This is a genomic window from Escherichia sp. UTM R2, from assembly GCF_048593455.1.
In the GTDB taxonomy this organism is placed as follows: Bacteria; Pseudomonadota; Gammaproteobacteria; order Enterobacterales; family Enterobacteriaceae; genus Escherichia; species Escherichia coli.
In genome coordinates this window covers 3692753-3707563 of record NZ_JBFWDY010000002.1, presented here as the reverse complement: position 1 = coordinate 3707563, position 14811 = coordinate 3692753, and the positions used below count along the sequence as shown (strand labels likewise).

13 protein-coding genes are annotated in these 14811 nt (G+C 51.3%); 5 read left to right on the top strand and 8 right to left on the bottom strand.

Annotation, left to right across the window (positions count from 1 at the left end; translation table 11 throughout):
- Nucleotides 1-38: 38 nt before the first annotated feature.
- Genes AB4H76_RS18875 through mtnN form a run of 3 tightly spaced genes read right to left on the bottom strand, consistent with a single transcriptional unit; the run spans nucleotide 39 to nucleotide 2191 of the window.
- Complete coding sequence (locus AB4H76_RS18875; RefSeq protein WP_000964221.1) at nucleotides 39-662, bottom strand: TRIC cation channel family protein; 624 nt, start codon at nucleotides 660-662, stop codon at nucleotides 39-41.
- Nucleotides 663-699: 37 nt separating this feature from the next.
- Nucleotides 700-1500 carry a vitamin B12 ABC transporter substrate-binding protein BtuF gene (gene btuF, locus AB4H76_RS18870; RefSeq protein WP_001129927.1) on the bottom strand — a complete coding sequence of 267 codons (801 nt, stop codon included), beginning with the start codon at nucleotides 1498-1500 and terminating at the stop codon, nucleotides 700-702.
- A complete protein-coding gene (gene mtnN, locus AB4H76_RS18865) occupies nucleotides 1493-2191 on the bottom strand; it encodes a 5'-methylthioadenosine/S-adenosylhomocysteine nucleosidase (RefSeq protein WP_000689844.1) in 699 nt (232 codons plus the stop codon). Before mtnN ends, btuF begins: the two co-directional genes overlap by 8 nt.
- A gap of 83 nt (nucleotides 2192-2274) precedes the next feature.
- Between mtnN and dgt the strand changes: the two genes are divergently transcribed.
- The 3 genes from dgt to cdaR all read left to right on the top strand — a co-directional run bounded on the left by dgt (nucleotide 2275) and on the right by cdaR (nucleotide 6658).
- Entirely contained in the window at nucleotides 2275-3792 is a 1518-nt protein-coding gene (gene dgt / locus AB4H76_RS18860; protein WP_000057067.1) for a dGTPase, read from the top strand.
- A gap of 129 nt (nucleotides 3793-3921) precedes the next feature.
- The gene (gene degP, locus AB4H76_RS18855) at nucleotides 3922-5346 is read left to right on the top strand and encodes a serine endoprotease DegP (RefSeq protein WP_085452780.1); all 1425 of its coding nucleotides are present in this window, start codon (nucleotides 3922-3924) and stop codon (nucleotides 5344-5346) included.
- Between the two features lie 154 nt (nucleotides 5347-5500).
- Nucleotides 5501-6658 carry a DNA-binding transcriptional regulator CdaR gene (gene cdaR / locus AB4H76_RS18850; RefSeq protein WP_000929443.1) on the top strand — a complete coding sequence of 386 codons (1158 nt, stop codon included), beginning with the start codon at nucleotides 5501-5503 and terminating at the stop codon, nucleotides 6656-6658.
- Between the two features lie 88 nt (nucleotides 6659-6746).
- On the opposite strand, the gene AB4H76_RS18845 is transcribed toward cdaR, so the two are convergent.
- The 5 genes from AB4H76_RS18845 to map all read right to left on the bottom strand — a co-directional run bounded on the left by AB4H76_RS18845 (nucleotide 6747) and on the right by map (nucleotide 12544).
- Nucleotides 6747-7133 carry a DUF3461 family protein gene (locus AB4H76_RS18845; protein WP_000272188.1) on the bottom strand — a complete coding sequence of 129 codons (387 nt, stop codon included), beginning with the start codon at nucleotides 7131-7133 and terminating at the stop codon, nucleotides 6747-6749.
- Nucleotides 7134-7294: 161 nt separating this feature from the next.
- Nucleotides 7295-8107, bottom strand: coding sequence for a phosphodiesterase YaeI (gene yaeI / locus AB4H76_RS18840; RefSeq protein WP_000625631.1), 813 nt, complete (start codon nucleotides 8105-8107; stop codon nucleotides 7295-7297).
- A gap of 53 nt (nucleotides 8108-8160) precedes the next feature.
- Complete coding sequence (dapD, locus tag AB4H76_RS18835) at nucleotides 8161-8985, bottom strand: 2,3,4,5-tetrahydropyridine-2,6-dicarboxylate N-succinyltransferase (protein WP_001186650.1); 825 nt, start codon at nucleotides 8983-8985, stop codon at nucleotides 8161-8163.
- Nucleotides 8986-9015: 30 nt separating this feature from the next.
- Complete coding sequence (glnD, locus tag AB4H76_RS18830; RefSeq protein WP_058905796.1) at nucleotides 9016-11688, bottom strand: bifunctional uridylyltransferase/uridylyl-removing protein GlnD; 2673 nt, start codon at nucleotides 11686-11688, stop codon at nucleotides 9016-9018.
- Between the two features lie 61 nt (nucleotides 11689-11749).
- Nucleotides 11750-12544, bottom strand: coding sequence for a type I methionyl aminopeptidase (gene map, locus AB4H76_RS18825; protein WP_001018194.1), 795 nt, complete (start codon nucleotides 12542-12544; stop codon nucleotides 11750-11752).
- Between the two features lie 367 nt (nucleotides 12545-12911).
- Between map and rpsB the strand changes: the two genes are divergently transcribed.
- Nucleotides 12912-13637 (top strand): 30S ribosomal protein S2, encoded by a 726-nt coding sequence (gene rpsB / locus AB4H76_RS18820; RefSeq protein WP_000246882.1) that lies wholly within the window; start codon nucleotides 12912-12914, stop codon nucleotides 13635-13637.
- 257 nt (nucleotides 13638-13894) lie between these two features.
- Nucleotides 13895-14746, top strand: a complete 852-nt coding sequence (gene tsf, locus AB4H76_RS18815) for a translation elongation factor Ts (protein WP_000818114.1) — start codon at nucleotides 13895-13897, stop codon at nucleotides 14744-14746.
- The last annotated feature ends 65 nt before the right edge of the window (nucleotides 14747-14811 follow it).

Sequence of the window (14811 nt, the reverse complement as noted above, 5' to 3'; positions counted from 1 at the left end):
TCATGTGCCGGATAAACTATCCGGCACATCTTCTCTCTTCAACGCCCATTCTCATCCAGCGCAAACGTCGGTAGCTTAAGATGCCAACGAATAGCCGCCAGCCGAATCAATAGCGTCACGACCATGCCCATCATACTGGCTGTTTCCAGTGGTACGGAAAATGTGTAATAAGCCGTAGCGTGGACAATACCGCCGATAATACAGGCAGTTGCGTAGATTTCTGTACGTAAAATCATGGGGATTTCGCGGGCCAGAACATCACGAATAATCCCGCCGCCAACGCCAGTAATGACGCCCATACAAACCGCGATTAACGGACCGGCTTCCGCATTAAAGGCTTTATTCACGCCAATGCCGACAAACACCGCCAGACCAACGGCGTCCAGCACCGGCAACATCCATTTTGGTAAGCGTCTTGGCTGGCGCACCAGCACGATGGTCAGCATGCTGGTGACCATTGCAACGACCAGATCGGTGGGATCTTTCACCCAAAATACCGGGCCGTGATCCAGCGCCATGTCGCGAATTGTCCCGCCGCCTACTGCGGTTACCACGCCCAGTACCAGAACACCAAAAGGGTCCATACGCAATTTTCCGGCTAACAAAACGCCGGAGATGGCAAATACCGCTGTGCCGACTATATCCAGCCAATAGACGAGCATTGTTCAATCCCCACTGAGCACCTGAAAAGGTCAGGCGCTAATCTACCTGTGAAAGCGCATTACAGAGCTGTTGTGCAGCGAGGATAATACGTGGGCTTGCACGTTCAAACCAGTCACTCGTGAGAGGAATAACGGGAATTTTGAGCTGTTCACCCCAGTATTGTTTGATTTTAGGAATTTGGTCCGGTCCGCCTGTAATGACAATCGCCTGTGGCGAGCGTGCTAACACCTGTTCGCGGCTAACTTGCGGCCAGGGAACCCGGCTGTCTTTAAAGATGTTTTCTCCGCCACAAACTTCGAGTACCTGGTTCTGAATCGACTCTTTTCCACTGGTAAATGGCGGATTAATGCCGAATTGCAGAAAAACACGTTTTTTAGGTTTATCAGCATATTGCGCTTTCAATTGCGCGTACTGATCCAGCAGGGATTGCGCGGCTTGTTCGGCCTTGTCTGGTTGCGGACTCCAGGGGGCCAGTTGACGTAACGCATTGGCAATTTGTTCAATGCTTGTCGCATCGACCCACATCACTTTTATTCCCAGCGAAGCCAGCTGGTCAACCTGCCGCTCGGCATTACCTCCACGCCAGGCAATCACCAGATCGGGTTTCAGCGCGACAATGCGTTCCAGATTCATCCCCTGCCAGGTGGAAACCTGCTCAATCTTTTGCGCTTGTGGAGGATAGTCGGAATAGCTGCTGACCCCAACCGGCGTGATCCCGGCGGCAAAGGCAAGTTCAGTGTTGGCGGGAGAAAGCGTGATGACGCGCGGCGCGGCGTTGAGCCACAGTGGCGCAAGAAAAGACAGGGCGACCAGCGCCCTGAACAGTGACTTAGCCATGTGCAAGTTTCTGCACCAGTGACTCAACCATCAGGCTGGACTGTTTAGCGGCAACAGCCAGGAACTCATCGAAGCTAAGATGAGACTGTTGATCGGCCACGTCGGAGATGGCGCGTACGACAACAAACGGGACGTTGAAATTGTGGCAGACATGGGCGATTGCCGTCGCTTCCATCTCTACAGCAATGGCCTGTGGGAAGTTGTGGCGGATTTTCGCCAGACCAACAGAACCGTTGATGAAAGCGTCGCCGCTAACAATCAGGCCACGTACAGCGTTAAGATTCAGTTCGGCAATGCAGGCCTCAGCGGCAGCGATCAGTTTATCGTCAGCTTTAAAGCCTGCCGGACAGCCTGGTAACTGACCGTATTCATAACCAAATGCCGTGACATCCGCGTCGTGATAACGTGCTTCGTCCGAGACAACGATATCGCCCACTTTCAACGTTGGTGCCAGGCCACCGGCAGAACCGGTGTTAATAATCACATCTGGCTTGCAGTGTTCCAACAGCAAAGTGGCACCCAGCGCCGCAGCGACTTTACCGATGCCCGATTTCAGAAGCGCAACCTCGGTTCCATTCAGTTGGCCGGTATAGATTTCGCAACCGCCGAGACTGATAGTTTGACGGTTTTCGATTTTGTCACGCAGCAGCGTAACTTCTTCTTCCATTGCACCAATGATGCCGATTTTCATAGATTTACTCGCGATAAGCCCGATTTGAAGGCATAGTTTACCATGCGCTTACGGGGAAGCGTATTTCTCACGCGGGAGAGGACATGGCACAGATTGATTTCCGAAAAAAAATAAACTGGCATCGTCGTTACCGTTCACCGCAGGGCGTTAAAACCGAACATGAGATCCTGCGGATCTTCGAGAGCGATCGCGGGCGTATCATCAACTCTCCGGCAATTCGTCGTCTGCAACAAAAGACCCAGGTTTTTCCACTGGAGCGCAATGCCGCCGTGCGCACGCGTCTTACCCACTCGATGGAAGTCCAGCAGGTGGGACGCTACATCGCCAAAGAAATTTTAAGCCGTCTGAAAGAGCTTAAATTGCTGGAAGCATACGGCCTGGATGAACTGACCGGCCCCTTTGAAAGCATTGTTGAGATGTCATGCCTGATGCACGATATCGGCAATCCGCCGTTTGGTCATTTTGGCGAAGCAGCGATAAATGACTGGTTTCGCCAACGTTTGCACCCGGAAGATGCCGAAAGCCAGCCTCTGACTGACGATCGCTGCAGCGTGGCGGCACTACGTTTACGGGACGGGGAAGAACCGCTTAACGAGCTGCGGCGCAAGATTCGTCAGGACTTATGTCATTTTGAGGGGAATGCACAAGGCATTCGTCTGGTGCATACATTGATGCGGATGAATCTCACCTGGGCACAGGTTGGCGGTATTTTAAAATATACCCGTCCGGCGTGGTGGCGTGGCGAAACGCCTGAGACACATCACTATTTAATGAAAAAGCCGGGTTATTATCTTTCTGAAGAAGCCTATATTGCGCGGTTGCGTAAAGAACTTAATTTGGCGCTTTACAGTCGTTTTCCATTAACGTGGATTATGGAAGCTGCCGACGACATCTCCTATTGTGTGGCAGACCTTGAAGATGCGGTAGAGAAAAGAATATTTACCGTTGAGCAGCTTTATCATCATTTGCACGAAGCGTGGGGCCAGCATGAGAAAGGTTCGCTCTTTTCGCTAGTGGTTGAAAATGCCTGGGAAAAATCACGCTCAAATAGTTTAAGCCGCAGTACGGAAGATCAGTTTTTTATGTATTTACGAGTAAACACCCTAAATAAACTGGTACCCTACGCGGCACAACGATTTATTGATAATCTGCCTGCGATTTTCGCCGGAACGTTTAATCATGCATTATTGGAAGATGCCAGCGAATGCAGCGATCTTCTTAAGCTATATAAAAATGTCGCTGTAAAACATGTGTTTAGCCATCCAGATGTCGAGCAGCTTGAATTGCAGGGCTATCGGGTCATTAGCGGATTATTAGAGATTTATCGTCCTTTATTAAGCCTGTCGTTATCAGACTTTACTGAACTGGTAGAAAAAGAACGGGTGAAACGTTTCCCTATTGAATCGCGCTTATTCCACAAACTCTCGACGCGCCATCGGCTGGCCTATGTCGAGGCTGTCAGTAAATTACCGTCAGATTCTCCTGAGTTTCCGCTATGGGAATATTATTACCGTTGCCGCCTGCTGCAGGATTATATCAGCGGTATGACCGACCTCTATGCGTGGGATGAATACCGACGTCTGATGGCCGTAGAACAATAACCAGGCTTTTGTAAAGACGAACAATAAATTTTTACCTTTTGCAGAAACTTTAGTTCGGAACTTCAGGCTATAAAACGAATCTGAAGAACACAGCAATTTTGCGTTATCTGTTAATCGAGACTGAAATACATGAAAAAAACCACATTAGCACTGAGTGCACTGGCTCTGAGTTTAGGTTTGGCGTTATCTCCGCTCTCTGCAACGGCGGCTGAGACTTCTTCAGCAACGACAGCCCAGCAGATGCCAAGCCTTGCACCGATGCTCGAAAAGGTGATGCCTTCAGTGGTCAGCATTAACGTAGAAGGTAGCACAACCGTTAATACGCCGCGTATGCCGCGTAATTTCCAGCAGTTCTTCGGTGATGATTCTCCGTTCTGCCAGGAAGGTTCTCCGTTCCAGAGCTCTCCGTTCTGCCAGGGTGGCCAGGGCGGTAATGGTGGCGGCCAGCAACAGAAATTCATGGCGCTGGGTTCCGGCGTCATCATTGATGCCGATAAAGGCTATGTCGTCACCAACAACCACGTTGTTGATAACGCGACGGTCATTAAAGTTCAACTGAGCGATGGCCGTAAGTTCGACGCGAAGATGGTTGGCAAAGATCCGCGCTCTGATATCGCGCTGATCCAAATCCAGAACCCGAAAAACCTGACCGCAATTAAGATGGCGGATTCTGATGCACTGCTCGTGGGTGATTACACCGTAGCGATTGGTAACCCGTTTGGTCTGGGCGAGACGGTAACTTCCGGGATTGTCTCTGCGCTGGGGCGTAGCGGCCTGAATGCCGAAAACTACGAAAACTTCATCCAGACCGATGCAGCGATCAACCGTGGTAACTCCGGTGGTGCGCTGGTTAACCTGAACGGCGAACTGATCGGTATCAACACCGCGATCCTCGCACCGGACGGCGGCAACATCGGTATCGGTTTTGCTATCCCGAGTAACATGGTGAAAAACCTGACCTCGCAGATGGTGGAATACGGCCAGGTGAAACGCGGTGAGCTGGGTATTATGGGGACTGAGCTGAACTCCGAACTGGCGAAAGCGATGAAAGTTGACGCCCAGCGCGGTGCTTTCGTAAGCCAGGTTCTGCCTAATTCCTCCGCTGCAAAAGCGGGCATTAAAGCGGGTGATGTGATCACCTCACTGAACGGTAAGCCGATCAGCAGCTTTGCCGCACTGCGTGCTCAGGTGGGTACTATGCCGGTAGGCAGCAAACTGACCCTGGGCTTACTGCGCGACGGTAAGCAGGTTAACGTGAACCTGGAACTGCAGCAGAGCAGCCAGAATCAGGTTGATTCCAGCTCCATCTTCAACGGCATTGAAGGCGCTGAGATGAGCAACAAAGGCAAAGATCAGGGCGTGGTAGTGAACAACGTGAAAACGGGCACTCCGGCTGCGCAGATCGGCCTGAAGAAAGGTGATGTGATTATTGGCGCGAACCAGCAGGCAGTGAAAAACATCGCTGAACTGCGTAAAGTTCTCGACAGCAAACCGTCTGTGCTGGCACTCAACATTCAGCGCGGCGACAGCACCATCTACCTGTTAATGCAGTAATCTCCCTCAACCCCTTCCTGAAAACGGGAAGGGGTTCTCCTTACAATCTGTGAACTTCACCACAACTCCATACATCTTCATCATCCTTTAGGCATTTGCACAATGCCGTACGTTACGTACTTCCTTATGCTAAGCCGTGCATAACGGAGGACTTATGGCTGGCTGGCATCTTGATACCAAAATGGCGCAGGATATCGTGGCACGTACCATGCGCATCATCGATACCAATATCAACGTAATGGATGCCCGTGGGCGAATTATCGGCAGCGGCGATCGTGAGCGTATTGGTGAATTGCACGAAGGTGCATTGCTGGTACTTTCACAGGGACGAGTCGTCGATATCGATGACGCGGTAGCACGTCATCTGCACGGTGTGCGGCAGGGGATTAATCTACCGTTACGGCTGGAAGGTGAAATTGTCGGCGTAATTGGCCTGACAGGTGAACCAGAGAATCTGCGTAAATATGGCGAACTGGTCTGCATGACGGCTGAAATGATGCTGGAACAGTCGCGGTTGATGCACTTGTTGGCGCAGGATAGCCGTTTGCGGGAAGAACTGGTGATGAACCTGATTCAGGCAGAGGAGAATACTCCCGCACTTACTGAATGGGCGCAACGGCTGGGGATCGATCTCAATCAACCGCGAGTGGTGGCTATTGTTGAGGTCGACAGCGGTCAGCTTGGCGTGGACAGCGCAATGGCGGAGTTACAACAACTGCAAAACGCGCTGACTACGCCCGAGCGTAATAATCTGGTGGCGATTGTCTCGCTAACCGAAATGGTGGTGTTGAAACCGGCGTTGAACTCTTTTGGGCGCTGGGATGCAGAAGATCATCGTAAGCGAGTTGAACAACTGATTACCCGCATGAAAGAGTACGGCCAGCTGCGTTTTCGCGTTTCACTGGGCAACTATTTTACCGGTCCTGGCAGTATTGCCCGATCCTATCGTACGGCGAAAACGACGATGGTGGTGGGTAAACAGCGGATGCCAGAAAGTCGCTGCTATTTTTATCAGGATCTGATGTTACCTGTGTTACTCGACAGTTTGCGTGGCGACTGGCAGGCCAACGAACTGGCGCGACCGCTGGCGCGGCTGAAAACGATGGACAATAACGGCTTGCTGCGACGAACGCTGGCGGCGTGGTTTCGCCACAATGTGCAACCGCTGGCAACGTCAAAGGCGTTGTTTATTCATCGTAATACCCTGGAGTATCGGCTTAATCGTATATCGGAACTGACCGGGCTTGATTTGGGCAATTTTGATGACAGGTTGCTGCTGTATGTGGCGTTACAACTGGATGAAGAGCGGTAGGTTATGCGTTAAGGTTGAGGCGGCGCTGGCTCATTCCCCTCAGCCCGAAGGGTAGAGGGGAATGCCCGAATTAACCGTCAGTTCGGGATTATTTACGCGTTAGTTTTTCCAGATCGGCTTCAATCTCGCTGATCTTATTGGTTACGACTGACTCCAGGTGACGTAAGTCGTCGAGGATCTTACGCTTAAGATCAACTTCGCTGCGGTCACGCTGGCAGATTTGATCAAGCTCATCAATGATATACCGTAGATTCGGGCTGATTTCCTGGACTTCTTTATAACCCTGACCCACACCATCAGCGACGACCGTTTTACGCTGACGCGGATATTTAAACTTAACGCTCTTGGCGAAAAACTCGCCTTTGTCTTTCTGGAAATAGATTTTCAGAATATCGTTGTTGGCTTCCTGCCGGAGGCTGTAACGATCAATTTCTTCAGGATTGGTAATACCCAGACTTTTCAGATTGTCGTACATAGCGTTACCTCAAAATGAGTCAGTAAATTGTGCTTATTTTAGCATTTGGCCTGGCCCGCCCGGCTCGACTGTGATCGCAGAAAGCCTTTTTCTTCCAGACTTCTATCATGGCGTAAAAATCAAAAAATTACCTGCTTTATTCTGGTGATAAAATTCACGATCTACACCAGTTCCAGCATCGTTACTTCCGGGCGGCAGTTCAGACGCAAACCATACAAACTGCCCACGCCACGGGTTGTGTAGATGTGTCTTTCGCCAAAGGCATTTAATCCGGCGACGTAACGTTTATCTTCGACAGGGGCAAAAGGTTCACCAACCAACGGTACGCGCAGTTGCCCGCCGTGAGTATGGCCGCACAGCATCAGATCCCAGGGTTCATCACGCATGACTTCTTTGCTGTCGGGATTATGCGCCAGCACCAGTCTTGGCAGATTGGCTTCGCTGGCGGGAGGCGGTTTGCATTGTCCGGCCCATAAGTCACCAGTGCCTACCAGTTCGAATTGCCTGTTCGGCGTGGCGATCACCGTAGCCTGGTTAAACAACACCGTGATGCCCGCTGATTTCAACGTCTCGCCAATTAAGTGATTTTTTTCTGTACCAACAGGGCGATCGTGGTTGCCGAAGCAGGCAAACGTCGGCGCACATTCGGCAAGGGGGGAGAGTACGTCACTAAACGCCGAAAAATTCAGCGACATATCAAATAATACGTAATCGCCGCCCAGTAATATCAAATCGGGCTTTTGTTCTATGCCAAGAGCAATCGCGTCAGAAATCAGGCTTAAAGGAACAAAACGAGAGTAATGGAGATCGGCCAGAAAAAGAATTTTGAATGGTGCTGCGTTGTCTTTAAAAAAGGCGAGGCGGTGACGGATTAATTCAAACCAGCCTGGCTCACAGTAATGCATATAACCGAAACCTGAGCTCGTGGCTATCGTCGCGGCAGTAGCCTGCAAAAATCGGCGGCGTGAAATCATCGCTCATCCCTGCAAAAAAATCGGGCAGCGTCGTGCTGCCCGTGTGCATACTTTTAGTCGATGGTACGCAGCAGTTCGTTAATGCCGACTTTGCCGCGAGTTTTCGCGTCAACTTTCTTAACGATAACCGCACAGTAGAGGCTGTATTTGCCATCTTTTGACGGCAGATTACCTGAAACAACCACAGACCCCGCCGGAACGCGACCGTAGTGGATTTCGCCGGTTTCACGGTCGTAAATACGGGTGCTCTGACCAATGTATACGCCCATGGAAATGACGGAACCTTCTTCGACAATCACCCCTTCAACCACTTCAGAGCGCGCGCCGATGAAGCAATTATCTTCAATGATGGTTGGGTTAGCCTGCAGCGGTTCCAGCACGCCGCCGATGCCCACGCCACCGGAAAGGTGGACGTTTTTACCAATCTGCGCACAAGAACCGACGGTCGCCCAGGTATCAACCATGGTGCCTTCATCAACATATGCGCCGATGTTGACGTAAGACGGCATCAGCACGGTGTTACGGGCAATAAACGCACCCTGACGTACCGCCGCTGGTGGCACAACGCGGAAGCCTTCTTTCTGGAAACGTGCTTCGTCGTAGTCGGCGAATTTCATCGGCACTTTGTCGAAGTAGCGGCTTTCTGCCCCTTCGATCACCTGATTATCATTAATACGGAAAGAGAGCAGCACCGCTTTTTTCAACCACTGATGCGTCACCCACTGACCGTCAATTTTTTCCGCTACACGCAGTGCGCCGGAATCCAGCAGGGCGATCACCTGATTTACCGCTTCGCGGGTAACGGTGTCTGCATTGGCTGGCGTGATCTCGGCACGGCGTTCAAAAGCGGTTTCAATAATGTTCTGTAACTGCTGCATTGTTAAACTCTTTTCATATCAGTAAACACATCACCCTTTATCGTTTGGATTGAGGGCCTCTGTCAACCGCTGATGCACTTCCTGCTGCAACTCGTTATTAAGCGCACGCCGGTCAGCGGTGGCAATTATGAATAAATCTTCTACTCGCTCGCCAATGGTTGTAATTCGGGCACCATGAAGCGAAATTCCCAGATCGGCAAAAATTTTCCCGACTCGCGCCAGCAGTCCAGGTTGGTCGAGGGCGATCAGTTCGAGGAACGATTTGCGGTCGGTATGGGTCGGCAAAAACGTTACTTCGGTTTCAACAGTAAAATGGCGTAATTTGGCGGGTTGGCGACGGGGCTGCGGTGGCTGCCAGCTACTTTGCGTCAGTACTTGCTCCAGACCAAACCGAATAACCTCATGACGATCTGCGGACAGCGGGTTGCCATCGGGTTCCAGCACGATAAAGGTATCCATCGCCATACCGTCGCGAGTGGTGAAAATTTGTGCGTCGTGAACACTTAAATTGCGGCGGTCTAATTCGGCACAGACGGCGGCAAACAGATAAGGGCGGTCCGGGCTCCAGATAAAAATCTCGGTGCCTCCACGCGTAGCCTGCGGGCTAAGCAATACCAGCGGTTTGCTTAAATCATGCTGTAATAAATGGCGGGCATGCCAGGCCAGTTGATTTGGGCTATGGCGGACAAAATAGTTAGCACGACAGCGTGACCAAATTTGGTGCAGCGCCTCTTCGTCGATGTTATCCATGCGCAGTAGTGCCAGTGCCTGGAGTTGGTGATGGCGAACCCGTTCGCGCATATCCGGCGTGTTTTGCATTCCGCGTCGTAGCTGCTTTTCGGTGGCAAAGTAGAGCTCACGCAACAGACTTTGCTTCCAGCTATTCCACAGCGTTTCGTTGGTGGCGCAAATGTCAGCCACAGTCAGGCATACCAGATAGCGCAGACGATTTTCCGTTTGCACTTCTTCGGCAAACTGCTTGATGACTTCCGGGTCCTGAATATCGCGGCGTTGGGCGGTCACCGACATCAACAGGTGCTGGCGAACCAGCCAGGCGACCAGCTGTGTTTCGCGTGAGTTCAGCCCGTGGAGTTCGGCAAAATGCACTACATCCTGAGCACCGAGAATGGAGTGGTCGCCGCCGCGTCCTTTGGCGATATCGTGAAACAGCGCGGCGATGAAAATCAGCTCAGTTGACGGCAGGCGCGGCCAGACGTCCACACACAACGGATGGCGCTGGCGCGTTTCTTCACTGGCAAAACTCTCCAGTTTCAGCATCACGCGGATAGTATGTTCATCCACCGTGTAGGCGTGGAACAGATCAAACTGCATCTGCCCGACGATATGCGACCATTGCGGCATATACGCGCCGAGCACGCTATGGCGATGCATTGGCAATAGCCCGCGCCGCACCGCTCCGGGGTGACGCAGAATGCTCAAAAACAGTTTTCGTGCTTCCGGAATATTACACAGCGGTTGTTGCAGATGGCGACGGGCATGGCGTAACTGGCGCAGCGTGGTGGAGTAAATGCCGGTGATCGCACTGTTGTGCACCATGGTGTAGAACATACGCAAGATGGCTTCCGGCTGGCGCATAAATAGTGTTTCATCACGCAGGTCGATTAGCGTACCGCGTAGCTGAAACTCATCGTCGATTGGACGTGGTTTTTCGTCGGCGGGAAGGGCGAGGATGGCTTCATCGAACAGTTGCAGCAGCATCTGGTTGAGTTCACTGACGCGGCGTGTAACGCGGAAGTAATCCTTCATCATCCGCTCGACCGGTTCGTTACCTTCACCACTGTAATTCAGACACTGGGCGACGCTAAGCTGGCGATCGAATAACAGGCGATTATCGTAACGGCTGACGACCAGATGCAGGGCAAAGCGAATACGCCACAATATATGCAGACATTCGTTTAATTCCGCCCGCTCCGCTGAGGTTAAGAAGCCAAACCCGACCATTTCATCCAGCGATGTTGCGCCAAAATGACGGCGGGCCACCCATTGCAGAGTGTGGATATCGCGCAAGCCGCCAGGGCTGCTTTTGATGTCTGGTTCAAGGTTGTAGCTGGTGCCATGGTAACGCTGATGGCGCTGGTTCTGTTCTTCAACTTTCGCCGCGTAGAACTTGTCGGAAGGCCAGAATCCTTCGCTGAAAATATGTTTTTGCAGTTCGAGGAACAGCGCAACATCGCCAATTAATAAGCGGGATTCGATTAAATTGGTGGCGACGGTTAAATCCGATAACCCTTCCAGCATGCACTCTTCAAGCGTGCGCACGCTATGACCGACTTCCAGCTTTACATCCCAGAGCAGCGTTAACAGCTCGCCCACTTTTTGCGCCTGATCGTCCGGGAGCTTTTTACGGCTTAAAATCAGTAAATCGACGTCTGAAAGTGGATGCAGCTCGCCACGACCGTAGCCACCGACGGCGACCAATGCCAGGTCGGCAATCTGGCTGAATCCCGCTTCAATCCATAATCGTTGCAGGAGCTGGTCGATAAACTCGGTGCGCGCCTCAATCAACTGTTCTGCAGAGATCCCATTGTCAAAGGCATCACCCAGCCAACGCTGGAAAGTATCGATATGGGCTTTTATCCCACCGACGGTTAATTCATCACGGGGCCAGACGCATGGATTTTGCGGTTGACCGGGCAGGGTGGGGAGAGCGGTGTTTGCGTACTGTTCTGGAAGGGTATTCATTGTGCGCCACCCATAAGATTAAATTATCGCATTAAAAAAGCCGGCATTCGCCGGCTTCATCTTATTCGTCGTGCGAGATTATCGCCGGGATGGTGTCATCCTTGCGTAGCGTCAGAATTTCGCAGCCGTTATCAGTCACCACAATAGTATGCTCATATTGTGCAGACAAGCTGCGATCTTTGGTTTTTACCGTCCAGCCATCTTTCATGGTGCGGATCTCTTTTTTACCCGCGTTGACCATTGGCTCGATGGTGAACGTCATCCCAGGTTTCAGTACGACGTTGGTTTCACGGGAGTCATAGTGCAGCACCTGCGGTTCTTCATGGAAGCCGCGACCAATACCGTGTCCGCAATATTCACGAACGACGGAGAAGCCTTCTGCTTCGACAAATTTCTGAATCGCCGCACCGATTTCGCGCAGATTAATGCCTGGTTTTACCATGCGTAGCGCCAGGTACAGGCTTTCTTGCGTGATGCGGCACAGACGTTCGCCCATGATGGTCGGCTTACCGACGATAAACATTTTCGAGGTATCGCCGTGGAAACCATCTTTGATTACGGTGACATCAATGTTAACGATATCGCCATCTTTCAGCAGCTTAGCATCGTCCGGGATACCGTGGCACACCACTTCATTAATAGAGATGCAAACGGATTTCGGATAGCCGTGATAGCCGAGGCAGGCAGAAACCGCGTGTTGTTCATTAACAATGTAATCATTACAGATGCGATCCAGCTCGCCGGTGCTGACGCCCGGTTTAACATACGGTTCGATCATCTCCAGCACTTCGGCAGCCAGTCGGCCAGCGACGCGCATTTTTTCGATATCTTCTGGGGTCTTGATTGAGATAGCCATTAATTCTGTCCATCAGCGTCGGTGATACCGACAATATATATGTAAGTGCCGTCAATGGTATCACACCCGGGCAAATTGAGAATCATTCTGAATTTCGCCAAACGTGCCACTGAAGGTTTTCTATAATAGAAAATTCGACGTCTGATGCTGTACGCAGCGCCAACAATTATTGGTGTCCACGACGTATTTGTGGTATAAAGCGCGCCGGACTTCCGATCCATTTCGTATACACAGACTGGACGGAAGCGACAATCTCACTTTGTGTAACAACACACACGTATCGGCACATATTCCGGGGTGCCCTTTGGGGTCGGTAATATGGGATACGTGGAGGCATAACCCCAACTTTTATATAGAGGTTTTAATCATGGCAACTGTTTCCATGCGCGACATGCTCAAGGCTGGTGTTCACTTCGGTCACCAGACCCGTTACTGGAACCCGAAAATGAAGCCGTTCATCTTCGGTGCGCGTAACAAAGTTCACATCATCAACCTTGAGAAAACTGTACCGATGTTCAACGAAGCTCTGGCTGAACTGAACAAGATTGCTTCTCGCAAAGGTAAAATCCTTTTCGTTGGTACTAAACGCGCTGCAAGCGAAGCGGTGAAAGACGCTGCTCTGAGCTGCGACCAGTTCTTCGTGAACCATCGCTGGCTGGGCGGTATGCTGACTAACTGGAAAACCGTTCGTCAGTCCATCAAACGTCTGAAAGACCTGGAAACTCAGTCTCAGGACGGTACTTTCGACAAGCTGACCAAGAAAGAAGCGCTGATGCGCACTCGTGAGCTGGAGAAACTGGAAAACAGCCTGGGCGGTATCAAAGACATGGGCGGTCTGCCGGACGCTCTGTTTGTAATCGATGCTGACCACGAACACATTGCTATCAAAGAAGCAAACAACCTGGGTATTCCGGTATTTGCTATCGTTGATACCAACTCTGATCCGGACGGTGTTGACTTCGTTATCCCGGGTAACGACGACGCAATCCGTGCTGTGACCCTGTACCTGGGCGCTGTTGCTGCAACCGTACGTGAAGGCCGTTCTCAGGATCTGGCTTCCCAGGCGGAAGAAAGCTTCGTAGAAGCTGAGTAATAAGGCTTGATAACTCCCCCAAAATAGTTCGAGTTGCAGAAAGGCGGCAAGCTCGAGAATTCCCGGGAGCTTACATCAGTAAGTGACCGGGATGAGCGAGCGAAGATAACGCATCTGCGGCGCGAAATATGAAGGGGGAGAGCCCTTATAGACCAGGTAGTACACGTTTGGTTAGGGGGCCTGCATATGGCCCCCTTTTTCACTTTTATATCTGTGCGGTTTAATGCCGGGCAGATCACATCTCCGAGGATTTTAGAATGGCTGAAATTACCGCATCCCTGGTAAAAGAGCTGCGTGAGCGTACTGGCGCAGGCATGATGGATTGCAAAAAAGCACTGACTGAAGCTAACGGCGACATCGAGCTGGCAATCGAAAACATGCGTAAGTCCGGTGCTATTAAAGCAGCGAAAAAAGCAGGCAACGTTGCTGCTGACGGCGTGATCAAAACCAAAATCGACGGCAACTACGGCATCATTCTGGAAGTTAACTGCCAGACTGACTTCGTTGCAAAAGACGCTGGTTTCCAGGCGTTCGCAGACAAAGTTCTGGACGCAGCTGTTGCTGGCAAAATCACTGACGTTGAAGTTCTGAAAGCACAGTTCGAAGAAGAACGTGTTGCGCTGGTAGCGAAAATTGGTGAAAACATCAACATTCGCCGCGTTGCTGCGCTGGAAGGCGACGTTCTGGGTTCTTATCAGCACGGTGCGCGTATCGGCGTTCTGGTTGCTGCTAAAGGCGCTGACGAAGAGCTGGTTAAACACATCGCTATGCACGTTGCTGCAAGCAAGCCAGAATTCATCAAACCGGAAGACGTATCCGCTGAAGTGGTAGAAAAAGAATACCAGGTACAGCTGGATATCGCGATGCAGTCTGGTAAGCCGAAAGAAATCGCAGAGAAAATGGTTGAAGGCCGCATGAAGAAATTCACCGGCGAAGTTTCTCTGACCGGTCAGCCGTTCGTTATGGAACCAAGCAAAACTGTTGGTCAGCTGCTGAAAGAGCATAACGCTGAAGTGACTGGCTTCATCCGCTTCGAAGTGGGTGAAGGCATCGAGAAAGTTGAGACTGACTTTGCAGCAGAAGTTGCTGCGATGTCCAAGCAGTCTTAATTATCAAAAAGGAGCCGCCTGAGGGCGGCTTCTTTTTGTGCCCATCTTGTAAATTCAGCTAACCC